The 13,457-nt window shown below is 69.8% G+C and carries 12 protein-coding genes; 6 read left to right on the top strand and 6 right to left on the bottom strand.

The features are described from left to right. Positions 1–3 precede the first annotated feature (3 nt). Entirely contained in the window at positions 4–792 is a 789-nt protein-coding gene (locus tag E1288_RS02500) for a crotonase/enoyl-CoA hydratase family protein (RefSeq protein WP_132480016.1), read from the bottom strand. A gap of 91 nt (positions 793–883) precedes the next feature. Here E1288_RS02500 and E1288_RS02495 point away from each other — a divergent pair, with 91 nt between their 5' ends. The 4 genes from E1288_RS02495 to E1288_RS48540 all read left to right on the top strand — a co-directional run bounded on the left by E1288_RS02495 (position 884) and on the right by E1288_RS48540 (position 7,884). Further along, positions 884–1,387 carry a winged helix-turn-helix transcriptional regulator gene (locus tag E1288_RS02495; RefSeq protein ID WP_093276024.1) on the top strand — a complete coding sequence of 168 codons (504 nt, stop codon included), beginning with the start codon at positions 884–886 and terminating at the stop codon, positions 1,385–1,387. Between the two features lie 188 nt (positions 1,388–1,575). Further along, positions 1,576–2,397: a bifunctional allantoicase/(S)-ureidoglycine aminohydrolase gene (locus E1288_RS02490; RefSeq protein ID WP_132480013.1), complete on the top strand. Its 822-nt coding sequence runs from the start codon at positions 1,576–1,578 to the stop codon at positions 2,395–2,397. A gap of 137 nt (positions 2,398–2,534) precedes the next feature. Then, complete coding sequence (locus E1288_RS02485) at positions 2,535–4,352, top strand: glycoside hydrolase family 15 protein (protein ID WP_132480010.1); 1,818 nt, start codon at positions 2,535–2,537, stop codon at positions 4,350–4,352. A 115-nt stretch (positions 4,353–4,467) separates the two neighbouring features. Continuing rightward, the gene (locus E1288_RS48540; protein WP_328592435.1) at positions 4,468–7,884 is read left to right on the top strand and encodes an EAL domain-containing protein; all 3,417 of its coding nucleotides are present in this window, start codon (positions 4,468–4,470) and stop codon (positions 7,882–7,884) included. 3 nt (positions 7,885–7,887) lie between these two features. Here E1288_RS48540 and E1288_RS02475 read toward each other — a convergent pair whose 3' ends face one another. Further along, the gene (locus E1288_RS02475; RefSeq protein ID WP_408012820.1) at positions 7,888–8,772 is read right to left on the bottom strand and encodes a DUF5996 family protein; all 885 of its coding nucleotides are present in this window, start codon (positions 8,770–8,772) and stop codon (positions 7,888–7,890) included. Between the two features lie 194 nt (positions 8,773–8,966). On the opposite strand from E1288_RS02475, the gene E1288_RS02470 reads away from it, so the two are divergent. Further along, positions 8,967–9,431 (top strand): hypothetical protein, encoded by a 465-nt coding sequence (locus E1288_RS02470; protein ID WP_132480004.1) that lies wholly within the window; start codon positions 8,967–8,969, stop codon positions 9,429–9,431. A gap of 53 nt (positions 9,432–9,484) precedes the next feature. Beyond that, the gene (locus E1288_RS02465) at positions 9,485–9,850 is read left to right on the top strand and encodes an RNA-binding S4 domain-containing protein (protein WP_165967949.1); all 366 of its coding nucleotides are present in this window, start codon (positions 9,485–9,487) and stop codon (positions 9,848–9,850) included. 69 nt (positions 9,851–9,919) lie between these two features. Here the strand turns inward: E1288_RS02465 and E1288_RS02460 are convergent, their stop codons facing one another. The 4 genes from E1288_RS02460 to E1288_RS02445 are packed head-to-tail and all read right to left on the bottom strand — an operon-like array spanning position 9,920 to position 13,285. Further along, positions 9,920–10,717 carry an ABC transporter permease gene (locus E1288_RS02460; protein WP_132480001.1) on the bottom strand — a complete coding sequence of 266 codons (798 nt, stop codon included), beginning with the start codon at positions 10,715–10,717 and terminating at the stop codon, positions 9,920–9,922. After that, complete coding sequence (locus E1288_RS02455; protein ID WP_132479998.1) at positions 10,714–11,466, bottom strand: ABC transporter permease; 753 nt, start codon at positions 11,464–11,466, stop codon at positions 10,714–10,716. The genes E1288_RS02460 and E1288_RS02455 overlap by 4 nt, the downstream gene beginning before the upstream one ends. Next, on the bottom strand, positions 11,463–12,233 hold the full coding sequence (locus E1288_RS02450; protein ID WP_132479995.1) for an ABC transporter ATP-binding protein: 771 nt from the start codon (positions 12,231–12,233) through the stop codon (positions 11,463–11,465). The genes E1288_RS02455 and E1288_RS02450 overlap by 4 nt, the downstream gene beginning before the upstream one ends. Further along, positions 12,230–13,285: an ABC transporter substrate-binding protein gene (locus E1288_RS02445; protein WP_132479992.1), complete on the bottom strand. Its 1,056-nt coding sequence runs from the start codon at positions 13,283–13,285 to the stop codon at positions 12,230–12,232. Before E1288_RS02445 ends, E1288_RS02450 begins: the two co-directional genes overlap by 4 nt. Positions 13,286–13,457: the final 172 nt, after the last annotated feature.

Below are 13,457 nucleotides of genomic sequence, written 5' to 3'. Positions count from 1 at the left end.
GGCTCAACGGCCCTGGAATTCGGCCGCGCGCCGCTCCACGAAGGACTGGATGCCCTCCCGGAAGTCCTCGGTTGCGAACACCTTCTCACGAATTCGCGGGATTTCGGCGATCGCTGCCCGCTCGGCCGCATCGACGAAGGTCAGCGCCGCCTCCTTGGTCGCCCGGATGCCCAGCGGCGCGTTCCGGCAGATCAGCTTCGCCAGCTCGATCGCGCGGTCGACGTGCTCGCCGAACGGCACGACCTCCTGCACGAACCCGATCTGCAGGGCGCGCTGCGCGTCGAACTCCTCGCACAGGAACAGGTGGTACATCGCGTTGCCCCAGCCGGTCCTGGTCAGGTACCGGAAGTGCGCGCCGCCCAGCGGCGCGATGCCCCGCTTGGCCTCGATCTGCCCGAACCGGGCGGTGTCCGCGGCGACCACGATGTCCGCGGCCAGCATCAGCTCGATCCCGACGGTGTAGGTGATGCCCTGCACCGCCGCCACGACCGGTTTCCGGCACCGGCGGCCGAGCCCGAAGGGGTCGACCTGGTCCTCCCGGCGCGGCTTCGCCGTGGCGTTCGGCCCGAAGAACTTCGGCATGTCCAGCCCGGCCGTGGTGTGCTCGCCCGCCGAGCAGAACACCGCCGCCCAGAGCTCGTCATCGTCGTCGAACGCCGTGAGGTGCGCGCTCAGCTGCTCCATCATCGCCGGCGTGTAGGAGTTCTTCTTGGCCTCGTTGACCACGGTGATGATCGCGACCCGACCATCGATCCGCATCGTGACCTCGCCGGGCTCGGCGTCCGCGCTCATCCGGTCCTCCGCTCCGAGTTAGTCCTCTAGAACAACTGACTGGGAACGTAGCAACGTCCGTCCAGTAGGACAACCCACTACGATCGGCGGCATGAAGCGGACTTCGCTGGCGAACTGGCCCTGCTCCATCGCCCGGACCATGGACCTGATCGGCGACTGGTGGACCCCGCTCGTGCTGCGCGAGGCGTTCGCCGGAATCCGGCGGTTCGACGACTTCCAGGAGTCCTTGGGCCTGGCCCGCAACACCCTCAACGCCCGGCTGCAGCGACTGGTCGAGGAGGGCCTGCTCGACCGCGTGCGTTACCAGCAGCGGCCCGACCGGTACGAATACGTCCTCACCGAGAAGGGCGAGGACTTCTACCCGGTGCTCGCGGCCATCATGGCCTGGGGCGACCGCTGGCTGGCCGGCGAGTCCGGGCCGCCGGTGATCACCCGGCACACCTGCGGGCAGGCCACCCACGGCGTCGTCGTCTGCGAGCACTGCGCGCAACCGCTCACGGCCGGTTCCGTCACCAAAGAGCTCGGCCCCGGGTTCCCCGCCCGCCTCGCCGACCGCGAGGACGTCCGGGCGCGCTTCGGCCCGCGACCGGAGTGACTCCCCGCCAAACCGATTCAGCGCGGTTCAGCGAAGTCCGGATGTGATGTATACGTAGACCTCGGACGGCTGTCCCGGTGGGTTCCGGGGCCTTACGCTGTCCACGTCACACATCGCTGGCCCCCGCGGCGCACCCGGCAAGCACTGCACGGCAGCGTGTGAACGTCGATCAAGACAGGAGTTTCAACTTGAGCGAGCCGACGTACTACGCCCCAGAGGGCGGCCTGCCGTCGCAGAGCACTCTGCTGACCGACCGGGCCGTGGTGAAGGAGGCGTACACCGTCATCCCTCGTGGCGTGCTGCGGGACATCGTCACCAGCAACCTGCCCGGGTGGATCAACACCCGCGCGTGGATCCTCGCCAAGCCGATCGCCGGGTTCGCCACCACGTTCGCGCAGTACATCGTCGAGGTCGCGCCCGGCGGCGGCAGCACCGAGCCGGAGCCGGAGAGCGGCGTCGAGTCGGTGCTGTTCCTGCTCACCGGCACGCTGAACGTCGTCATCGAGGGCGAGAAGCACGTCCTCACGGCGGGTGGGTACGCCTACCTCCCGGCGGGCGGCAGCTGGTCGGTGGCCAACGAGTCCGACGCGGTGGCGACCTTCCAGTGGGTGCGCAAGGCCTACGAGCCGGTGGCGGGCTACCCGACGCCCAAGGCGTTCGCGCTGCAGGAACAGGAGCTCGAGCCGACGCCGATGCCCGACACCAACGGCGCCTGGGCGACGACCCGGTTCGTCGACCCGAACGACATGTCGCACGACATGCACGTCAACATCGTGACGTTCGAGCCCGGTGCCGTGATCCCGTTCGCCGAGACGCACGTGATGGAGCACGGGCTCTACGTCCTCGAGGGCAAGGCGGTGTACCGCCTCAACGACGACTGGGTCGAGGTCGAGGCCGGCGACTTCATGTGGCTGCGCGCCTTCTGCCCGCAGGCCTGCTACGCGGGCGGTCCGGGCAAGTTCCGCTACCTGCTGTACAAGGACGTCAACCGGCAGATCAAGCTGACCTGACACCGGCGACGAGCAGCGATGGCCCGGCGGGTTCCGCCGGGCCACGCTCGTCCCACTGGTGCTCCGCCCGGGGGCAGGGGTAGAACGAGGGTGTCGGTTCTCGCGCGCTCGCGCGGGAATGCCCACGGGAGGCACCCGTGACGTCGAACCAACAATCCCCGGGATACCTGCCGATCGCCGATCACGGGTTGATCGGCGACCTGCGCAGCGTCGCCCTGGTGGGCACCAACGGCACGATCGACTGGTACTGCTGCGGGCGCTTCGACTTGCCGAGCGTGTTCGCCGCGGTCCTCGACGCCGAGCGGGGCGGTTCCTTCGAACTCGCCGCCGACGTGCCCGCGCGGACCAAGCAGTTCTACTTCCCGGACACCAACGTGCTGATCACCCGGTTCTTCGCCGAGGGTGGCGTCGGCGAGGTCCAGGATTTCATGCCGATCGTGGACGACTCGCGCGAGGCGGGCCGGCACCGGCTGATCCGCCGGGTGGTGTGCGTGCGGGGCTCGCTGCCGTTCCGCGCCCGGGTGGCGCCGCGGTTCGACTACGCGACGCGGCCGCACACCCTGCGCATCGAAGGCTGCCAGGCGATCTTCGAGTCGGAAGAGCTGTCCCTGGCGCTGACGGCCAGCGTGCCGGTCGAGCCCGACGGACCGGACGTGTGGTCGGCGTTCAAGCTGCACGAGGGCGAGGTCGCGGTGTTCGCCCTCGACCGGGTCGGCGATGACGTGGCCCCGCGGGAGTGCCCGCTGACCGAGGCCGAGCACGAGTTCGCCGCCACGGTGCGGTTCTGGCGGAACTGGCTGTCGGCGTCCCGCTACCGCGGCCGGTGGCGGGAGATGGTGCACCGCTCCGCGCTGACGCTGAAGCTGCTCACCTACGCGCCGACCGGTGCGATCGTGGCCGCGCCGACGACGAGCCTGCCCGAGAGCATCGGGGGCGCGCGGAACTGGGACTACCGCTACGTGTGGATCCGGGACGCCGCGTTCTGCATGTACGCCCTGCTGCGGCTGGGGTTCACCGCGGAGGCCGAGGCGTTCATGGGTTTCCTGTCCCAGCACGTCGACCTGCGCCGTTGCGATTCGTCGGGCCCGCTGCAGATCATGTACGGCATCGACGGGCGCAGCGAACTGCCCGAACGCGAACTCCACCACCTCAGCGGCTACCAGGGCTCCGCCCCGGTGCGCGTCGGCAATGCCGCCGTGGACCAGTTCCAGCTGGACATCTACGGGGCGCTGATCGACTCGATCTACCTCTACGACAAGTGGGGCGAGCCGATCTCCAGCGACCGCTGGGACGAGGTGGTCGACGTGGTGGACTGGCTCTGCGACAACTGGGACCGCCCCGACGAGGGCATCTGGGAGACCCGCGGCGGCCCCAAGAACTTCCTCTACTCGCGGCTGATGTGCTGGGTGGCGATCGAACGCGCCATGCGGCTGGCCAACCACCGGGGCCTGCCCGCCGACATCCCGCGGTGGCGGCGGTCCCGCGACGAGATCTACCGGCAGATCATGAAGCGCGGCTGGTCGGGGAAGCGGCGCGCGTTCGTCCAGCACGAGGACGACGACGTGCTCGACGCGGCGGTGCTGATGATGCCGCTGGCCAAGTTCGTCTCGCCGACGGACCCGAAGTGGCTGGCCACGCTCGACGCGCTGGGCGAGCACCTGGTGTCGGACTCGCTGGTCTACCGCTACGACCCGCTGACCAGCCCGGACGGCCTGCCGGGCACCGAGGGCACGTTCTCGATCTGCTCGTTCTGGTACGTCGAGGCGCTGACCCGCGCGGGCCGCCTCGAAGAGGCCCGGCTGGCGTTCGAGAAGATGCTCACCTACGCCAACCACCTGGGCCTCTACGCCGAGGAGATCGGCCACACCGGCGAGCAGCTGGGCAACTTCCCGCAGGCCTTCACACACCTCGCGCTGATCAGCGCGGCGTTCAACCTCGACCGGGCGCTCGGCTGACGACCACTCGGGAACGTGCAGCGCAGAAGCCGAACGAAACGAGCGGTTAAGAAATAGGTGAATAAACAGTTAAGTCACTCGATGTGATCACAAGGTTGCGGGCAGCATCCATTGGGTGGGTCATCCACTGCAAACCGTGCACGTTGCGTATCAACCACTGGTGAACATTCGGCTGGGCGGGATCGTGGCCATCGAGGTCCTGCCCCGTTCGGCCGACTGCCCCCCGCGGCCGAACAACCCCGACGCGCAGTTCGCCCCGGTCGACCAGGACTTACGGCTGATCGTGAGCGGGATCCGGGCGGCTGCCGACCGCCGGGTCTGGCTCCCGCTGCACCTCACCATCCAGGCCCAGACCGTCGTGAGCGATCCCAGCGCGCTCATGGATGTGCGTCGCGCACTGTGGTCGGCCGACCGCCAAGAACACGAGGTCACCCTCGAGATCCGCCCACCGCTGAGCGGGCTCGACCCGGACCGGCTCCTCGCCCAGGTGGACGAACTGCGCGACTGCGGGTTCCGGATCGCGCTGGGCGGTGTTGGCGTGGACTCCCTTCCCCCGACGATGGTAACCGACCTGCGGCCAGACCTGCTCAAGATCGCGCCGGGCGTGCTGCGCGGATTCCCGGAGAGGCGCGGCCGGCTCGCCCTCCTCGAATCCATCCGGCACTTGGCCGAGGCCGCGGGCTCGACGCTGGTGGTGGACGGCGTCGATCACCAGCAGCAGTTCGCGGCGGTGCACCGCCTCGGCATCCGGCTCATGCAAGGCACGCTGCTCGCTCCCGCATCCGAGAAGCCACCCGAGACAACCCAGATTTCAGTACCGGTGCGGGAGATCCCAGGGGTGCCGAACAGGGAGACCACGACGGTCGCCGCCGGACCGCTGGCCACCGAATTCCTCTCGCCCGCCACCGCGCTCCCGGCCGACGCGCTGGCGGACGAGGCGCGGCGAACCTTCGCCGAACGCCCCGAGATCAGCGGCATCGTGCTGGTCGACGAGGACCAGAGGCCGCAGCAGACCCTCGACCGCAACCGGTTCCTGCTGGCTGTGACGGGTCCGTACGGGCACGCGCTGCACGCCCGCAAGCCGGCGTCCCGGCTGGCCGACAAGCCCCGGATCGTCACCACCTCCACCACCGCCGCGGAAACCCTGCGACTGGTCACCTCGTCCGATCCGAACCGGGTGTACGACGACGCCGTGGTGGTCGACGAGGCGGGCCGGTGCCTGGGCGTGGTCCGGGCCAGCGATCTGGTTCGCGGCGTCACCGACCAGAAGGTCGAGGAAGCCGCCGCACTCCACCCGCTGACCAGGCTCCCCGGCAGCGATCGCGTCGCCGACGAGATCCGTCGGCTCCTCGACAAGGGCGACGAGTTCGTCGTGGGATGGCTTGACGTCGACTCGTTCAAGGCCATCAACGACCGCGCCGGAGTCGCCGCCGGCGACGAGCTGATCCGCGCGATCGGCCGCAGCCTCACCGATGCGGCCACCTCGCTGGATTCGGTGCAGGTCGCGCATGTCGGCGGCGACGACTTCCTGGTGGCTTGCGCACCCGTGCACCTGGACGCGCTCGCCTCGGCACTGCTGGACCCACCACGCACCGTCGACGACACTCCGGTCACCCTGTCCCTCGCCACACTGGCGATCGACGGCCGTGGCGCGGCGAGCTACGAGGAGATCGCGCAACGCCTGGCACCGTTGAAACGGTTCGCGAAGGAGCTGCGCGGCCCGAGCTGGGTGATGTCGCGACCGGGGACCGAGCACATCGAAATCCTGCGCGGCCGCACCGAGAACCCCGCCGACCCGACCCGGCCAGAAACTCCGACCGCCGCACCGGACGACGCCCTGACGTGGCTGCGCCGGTCGAGCCAGCGCTTCACCGACCTGCTGGCCGTCGCCCCGGTCGGCATCGGACTGTTCGACCAGTCCGAGCGGCTCGTCGACGCCAACGAGGCGCTCTGCCGACTGCTCGGCTACCGCCTGGACCAGCTGCGCGGGTGCACCGCCGACGAGCTGGGCCATCCGCAGGACCAAACCCGGTCGCCGCGTTCCGGCAAGGGCGTGCTCGGGCCGAACGCGAACCCGAAGGTCCTGCAGCGGACGCTGTTGCGCTCGGACGGCCTGCCGGTGTCCTGCGAGCTGCACACCGGCCTTTCCGTTCAGGACGACGGCTCGCAGTTCTGGCTGGTCGTATTCCAGGACATCACCGAACGGCGCCGGCAGGCCGAGGCGCTGCACCACCAGGCCACCCACGACGACCTCACCGGCCTGCCCAATCGGACTGCGGTCAAGGACCTGCTCGCCGATTACCTCGCGGGCCCGGACCGCGAGCGCACCGCGGTGCTGTTCTGCGACATCGACAAGTTCAAACGCGTGAACGATTCGCTCGGCCACGACGCGGGCGACGAGCTGCTGGTCGCATTGGCCCGGATCTTGGAGAGCGGTGTGCCGCCGGAGTGCACCGTTGTGCGCCTCTCCGGCGACGAGTTCGTGATCGTCTGTTCGGACATAACCGCGGTCGACGGGCTGGACGCGCTGAGCACCCGGGTCTCCGCGCTCCTGCGCACCACGGTCCCGGTGCGGGGCCAGCTCATCCGCGTTTCGGCGTCGGTCGGTGCCGCGCGGGCCGATCAGCCCGACAGCACGGCGGACGACCTGCTGAGATTCGCCGACGCGGCCATGTTCGAGGCCAAGCGGCGCGGTCCGGGCAAGGTCTCGCTGGCCAGTCCCACCTTGATCGCATCCGCCGACGAGCAGCTGCACATGGAGGGCCAGCTGCGGGACGCCTTGTCGCACGACGAACTCGAGCTGCACTACCAGCCGGTGGTCGCCGCCGACGGCTCGATCGTGGGGGCCGAAGCGCTGGTGCGCTGGCCCCACCCGGACCACGGGCTGCTCGCGCCGGGCGCGTTCCTGCCCATCGCCGAGCAAGGCGACCTGCTGCGCAAGCTGGACCGCTGGGTGTTGCGCACCGCCTTGCGCGAAGCGGCCGGGTGGCCGAACGCCGGCGGCGGGCACGCTCGGGTGGCCGTGAACCTGGCCGGGCTCGTACCCGGCGATCCACGTTTCGTCACCGCAGTCTCCGATGCGCTGGACGAATCCGGCATCGACCCCGACCGGGTCGTCCTGGAGCTCGTCGAAACCGCGCTGGTGGACCTGCCCGCGCAGGCCCGGTCGGCGATGCACACGCTCGCCGGCCGGGGAGTCAGCTTCGCCGTCGACGACTTCGGCACCGGCTATTCGTCGCTGGCCCGCCTCAAGGAGCTGCCCGCTCAGATCATCAAGGTCGACCGCCGGTTCATCGCGGGCATCGGCGGCGATCCCGCCGACTTCGCCGTCGCCCGAGCCGTGGTGGACATGTCCCGCGCCATGGGCCGCCACTGCATCGCGGAGGGCGTGGAAACCGCCACCCAGTTCCACATCCTGAAAGGACTGGGCATCGACGGTTACCAGGGCTGGCTGTTCTCCCACCCCGTCGGACCGCGTGAACTCCGCGCCATGCTCGGAACGACCAAACTGCGCGTTCCCGAAGCGCAGTAGCGATCAGCCGCGCTCCGCAACACCCTCCAGCTGGTTGCGGTCCCAGCCACCGGTTTCGGCGGCGGCCTCGTAGGTGGTCTGCAGGAACTCCAGCAGCGTCGCGTCCGGGTCGGCCGCGGTGCGCACGGCTTCGTAGGGCAGCAGGAACTCTCCGACCTCGGGACTGTAGGAGGCGTCGGCCGGGCGGACCGGGTGCTGGACGTACCCGGCGGGCTCGGGGTATGCGTACGAGTAGAAGGTGCCCTCACCGGGCCCGCCCGGCCAGAAGCCGCAGCTGCTGAGCTCGTGGGAGTAGCCCTCGACCATCACCCAGTCCGCGCAGTTGGGGGCGCCGCCCGGGTGTTCCGGCGCGGTGCGGCCGGAGAACCGGGTGACCGCCAGGTCCATTGCGCCCCAGAAGAAGTGCACCGGGCTGACCTTCCCCACGAACCGCGACCGGAACTCGGTCAGCACCCGGTGGGCGGCGAGCAGCTGCTGCCAGAACAGCCGCGCGTGCTCCGGGTTGTACGAGGAGTGTTCGGTGTCCTCTTCGAACGGAACGGCGTGCTCGATCTCCCGCGGCATGGTCCAGATGGAGACCGGCAGGCCGAGCTCGCGGAGCGCGGCCATGGTCTCCCGGTAGAACTCGGCGACCGGCTTCGGCACCAAGCGGATCCGCCGCGCGTCCCCGCTGCTGGACCGGATGTGCAGCACGTGCTCGCAGAAGTCGAACTCGATGTCGAGCGAACGCCGGCCGTGCGGCATCAGCGAGGTGGTGAGCCCGCGAGCGGAGAGGTAGAGCGGAACCTGCCACCAGTGGTTGACCATGGGCGCCAAGGCCAACCGGACCTTCCCGACGACCTGCATCCACATGTGCAACGTGTCGCGCGTATCGACCCACTCGGACACGCGCAGTGAAGGCCAATCGCCCGCAGAATCCCCAAAACCCGCCATAGCCGCCCCCAGCAAGCAGTCCCGACGGCCCCAGTGTGCATTTCCCGCAGCCCCGCCGCGCGGCATTTCGTTCGCGCCGATCAACCTTCTGGCCTGCCGGACGTCTCAGTACCGGGAACACCGCTTTCACCGGTTACCGAGGAGATAACGTGCCAGGTCGACGAGGGTTCGCGGCGATAGCTGCCGCCGTTGGTTGCTTCATCGCAGGCTGTGCGCCCGAAGGGCCCGCGCCACTGGACCGGGTGAAGGCCGACCTCCAGGCGACCCAGTCCGCCGGTTCCACCACCTTGCAATTCGCAAGCACGTCGGCAGGTGCCGACCTCCATTGCGAGGGGACGGACGACGACGGCAAGACCTTCTACGGGACTACCCGGGCCAGAGCCATGACCGAGGCCACGAACGTCCGTCCCGAGCAGGCCCGCCAGTACCTCGACGCCGTCGAGACCTTCTGGCGCGGTCGCTCGAACTGGCTCGACCACGACAGGAGCACTCCCGAGATCGCCGAGATGGTCTACGTCTCGGTGGACCGCAGCAACGACTACCTGATCATCGCCCGGTACGACCCGGGCGCCGAGACGGTCGACGTGAGCGCCGAGTACACCTGCCAGCCTTGACCCGAGGGCCGGTCGGCGGATCGCGCCGGGTCGCCGTGACATCATGTGGTGTTGTGGAGTCCACCCGTATCGACCGCTGGCTCTGGGCCGTCCGGCTGACCAAGACCCGCCCGGACGCCGCCGCCGCTTGCCGCGGCGGGCACGTGCGCGTCAACGACCGCCCCGCCAAGCCCGCGACCACCGTGTGTCCCGGTGACGAGGTTCGAGCCCGCGTCGGCGACCGGACCCGCGTCGTCGAGGTGGTGCGGGTGATCCAGCGGCGCGTCGGCGCGGCCGATGCCTCCACCTGCTACATCGACCGAACGCCGGCTCCGCCTCCGGAGACCTCGGTGCCGGTGGCCCGCCGCGAGCGCGGTGCCGGGCGGCCGACCAAGCGCGACCGCCGGATGATCGACAAGTTCCGCGAGCGGGGCGCCTGAGCAGGCTCTGGCCCGTGCGTGTTTTGTGTTGCCATAGCAGCACAAAACACGCACGGTGCCTTACAGGCCCTAGTTCTTGGCCCGGTCCGGGAAGAAACGCGTCACCACTGCCGTTTCGACCAGGCCCACCAGCGTGTACAGGACGATCGACGTCGCCGTGAGGACCACGACCGACGCCCACAGCTCGTCGTAGCGGAAGCCGCCGACCGCGCGCAGGATCGCTCCCCCGGTGCCCTGCCCGGTGGCCAGCCACTCCGCGATCAGCGCGCCGATCAGCGCGCCCGGCACCGCGATGCGGGCCGAGGCGAACAGCGCGGGCAGCGCCGCCGGGACCGCCACCTTCCGCAGCACCGTCACCTTGCCGCCGCCGTAGGCCGTGACCAGGTCGATCGTCGGGCGCGGCGCGGAGCGCAGGCCGAACACCAGGTTCACCAGCGCCGGGAAGAACACCACAATCCCGCCGATCACCGCGATGCCGACGGCGTCCCGGCCGAAGACCAGCATGATCAGCGGCGTCATCGCCACCAGCGGCACCGAGCGCAGCAGCATCGCCACCGGCATGACGGCCTGCTCGACGCCGCGCGCCAGGAAGAACGCCACCGCGAGCACGATCGCCGTGACCAGGCCGGCGACGAAGCCGAGGCTCGCGTCGCGCAACGTGACCGCCAGGTTGCCGAAAACCGTGGCGCGGTTGGCGGCCGCGTCGTCGTCGGTGACCAGGTACTCCCACACCGCCGATGGCGGCTTGCCGACCATCGAGTTGATGTCGAACAGCTCCAGGAACGCGATCCACAGCAGCACCACGACGACGGCCGAGGCCACCATCGGGATCAGCAGGCGGATCGCGGATCGGGCGAACGTGCTCATCCCTGCTCCCCCTTGGCCCACGGCGTGATCAGCCGTCCGAGCACGGCGAGCAGCGCGTAGCCGACGCCGGCGAGCAGCCCGCACACCACGGCCAGCGCCCAGGTGCGCGGCACCACGTACTGCTGCTGGGCCACCGTCAGCACCACGCCGAGTCCACTGTCGACACCGCCGAGGTACTCCCCGATGATCGCGCCGAGCAGCGCCGCGGGCACCGCGATCTTCAGCGCGTTGAGCACAGCCGGCAGCGCGGCGACGAGCTGCACCTTGACCAGGCGGTGCCAGCGGTTGCCGCCGTAGGCGGTCACGACGTCCAGGCTCGCCTTGTCGGCCGCGCGCAGGCCGAGCAGCGAACCGACCAGCGTGGTGAAGAAGACCGACAACGCGGCGAGGAAGATCGTGGGCGTCCGGCCGCCGAACACCACCAGGATGATCGGGCCGATCGCGGTCAGCGGCATGCAGTAACTGACCACTGCGAGCTGGGTCGCCACGCCCTCGGTGACCGGGAACAGCAGCACGACCATCGCGATCGCCAGCGCGATGAGATTCCCCCACAGGTAGCCCATTCCGGCCCCGCCGAGGGTAACGCTCGCGTTGTCCCAGTAGAACTGCCAGCCGTCCTCGGCGAACTGCTGCACGACGGCCAGCGGCGTCGGCACCGCGCCCCCGTCGGCGAACACCGTCGCCGCGAGCACCCACCACAACGCCACCAGCGCCGCGATCCCGGCGGCGCCACCCAGCCAGCGGGTCATGAGGCTGTCCGGGCGGTGAACAGCAGCTCGGAGATGTGGTCGTGCAGCGCGTGGAACTCGGGCGTGCGCATCATCTCCGGAGTGCGCGCGCGGGGCAGGTCGATCTCGACGACCTCGAGGACGCGGCCGGGCCGCGGGCTGAGCACCGCGACGACGTCGGACAGGAAGATCGCCTCGGAGATGCCGTGGGTCACCATGAGCGTGGTGGCCGGGCGTTCGGTCCAGATCCGCAGCAGTTCCAGGTTGAGCCGCTGCCTGGTCATGTCGTCCAGCGCGCCGAACGGCTCGTCGAGCAGCAGCACGCGGGGCTGGACCACGAGGGCGCGGGCGATCGAAACGCGTTGGCGCATCCCGCCGGAGAGCTGCGCGGGCTTCGCCTTCTCGAAGCCGCCGAGTCCGACCAGCTCGATCAGCTCGTCGATCAGCCCCGGCTCCGGCTTGAGGCCCGCGACCTCCAGCGGCAGCCGGATGTTGGTCGCGACGCTGCGCCACGGCAGCAGCGCCGAGTCCTGGAACGCGATCCCGAGGTGGTGGTGCTTGCGCAGTTCCAGCGGCGTCTCGCCGTGCACGAGCGCGGTGCCGGTCGTGGGCTCTTCGAGGCCGGCGAGGATGCGCAGCACCGTGGACTTGCCGCAGCCGGACGGCCCGAGCAGCGACAGGAACGCCCCCTGCTCGGTGTGCAGGTCGACGTTCTCCAGCGCGGTGACCGGGTTCTTGCGCAGCGCGAAGCGCTTTCCCAGGCCCGACAGCGAAATTCCCTCGGTCACCGCAGCAGGTCCGGGTTCTCCTGGTAGACCTCGCGCAACGGGGCGAGGTCGAACAGGTCGTCGGCGGCGATGTCGATCCCGGCGAACTTCAGCGAGTCGATGTTGGCCCCGATGAGCTCGTCGGAGACGGTCAGCAGCCCGTTCGCCTGGGTGTCGTCGGAGACGATCAGCTCGGCCTGGCGCTGCATCATCCCCTCCTGCTCGTCGGCCTTGAGGTTCTGGTCCTTGCCGTACTGGTCGACCGCGAGGCGCGCGGCGGCGGCCGGGTCGGCGATGGCGTCCTTCCAGCCGCGCACCATGGCCTTCAGGAACGCCTTCAGCTTGTCGCGTTCCTCGTCGATGGTCTGCTGCGAAACGATCAGCGTCTCGCCGACCAGCGGCAACCCGTTGTCGGCGAACAGGAACTGCGTCGCCGGGACGCCGCGGCGGGCGAGCGTGGCGGCGCCGCTGGTGGAGAACCCGAGGTAGCCGTCGATCTGGCCGGTGGTGATCGGCGTCGGGTCGAACTGGAACGGCACGCGGGTGAGCTGGCCCGGGTCGATGCCGTTGGCCTTCAGCAGCGCGGTGAAGGCGAGGTCGTTGCCGTCCTGCACGCCGATCCGCTTGCCGATCATCGACTTGGCGTCGGGGATCGGGTTCTTCTCCAGCGACACGACCGCGAACGGGTTCTTCTGGTAGGTCGCGGCGACGATCTTCAGCGGCGCGCCCTGCTTGATCGCCGGGGCGGTGATCAGCGGCGCGGACACGCCGATCCACGCCCGGCCGGTGGCGATCGCCGCCTCCGCCGAGGTGCCCGCGGCGCCCCCGGCGAGCAGCTCCACCCGCTCGAAGCCCGCCTGCGTGAAGTAGCCGCGGCTGTCGGCGAAGTACTGGCCGGCGAACTCGACGTTCTTCACCCAGGACAGCTGCATGGACACCGAGCCGCCGGAGGAACCGCTCGACGCGTTGCCGCCGCAGGCCGACAGCAGCGCCGAGCCGCCCAGCGCCAGCCCGGACAGACGGAGGAATCGACGCCGGTCGAGGGGCCGGCCGGCAGACCGGAGGTTAATCATGCGTGGCAGTCAAACAAACGGCGCAGGCGCGATCCATGTGCGCGCAGACGAAAGATCCGGCCCGGTCCGGACGCGATCGTTGGAGGGTCCTACAAGGACGTTACGGTGCTGTGTCGAAGTTGCAGGCCCGATCGGGGCACGTGGGGAAAACCTTGGGCGATCCGCCGAAGCG

Origin of the sequence: Saccharopolyspora elongata, from assembly GCF_004348985.1 — a bacterium.
In the GTDB taxonomy this organism is placed as follows: Bacteria; Actinomycetota; Actinomycetes; order Mycobacteriales; family Pseudonocardiaceae; genus Saccharopolyspora; species Saccharopolyspora elongata.
Note: the sequence above shows the minus strand (reverse complement) of the source record. Positions and strands in the feature narration are given on the sequence as shown.

Bases quoted from the DNA above. Each gene is read 5' to 3' on its own strand.
- E1288_RS02500 (WP_132480016.1), bottom strand. From the start codon at position 792: ATGAGCGCGGACGCCGAGCCCGGCGAGGTCACGATGCGGATCGATGGT.
- E1288_RS02495 (WP_093276024.1), top strand. From the start codon at position 884: ATGAAGCGGACTTCGCTGGCGAACTGGCCCTGCTCCATCGCCCGGACC.
- E1288_RS02460 (WP_132480001.1), bottom strand. From the start codon at position 10,717: ATGAGCACGTTCGCCCGATCCGCGATCCGCCTGCTGATCCCGATGGTG.
- E1288_RS02455 (WP_132479998.1), bottom strand. From the start codon at position 11,466: ATGACCCGCTGGCTGGGTGGCGCCGCCGGGATCGCGGCGCTGGTGGCG.
- E1288_RS02445 (WP_132479992.1), bottom strand. From the start codon at position 13,285: ATGATTAACCTCCGGTCTGCCGGCCGGCCCCTCGACCGGCGTCGATTC.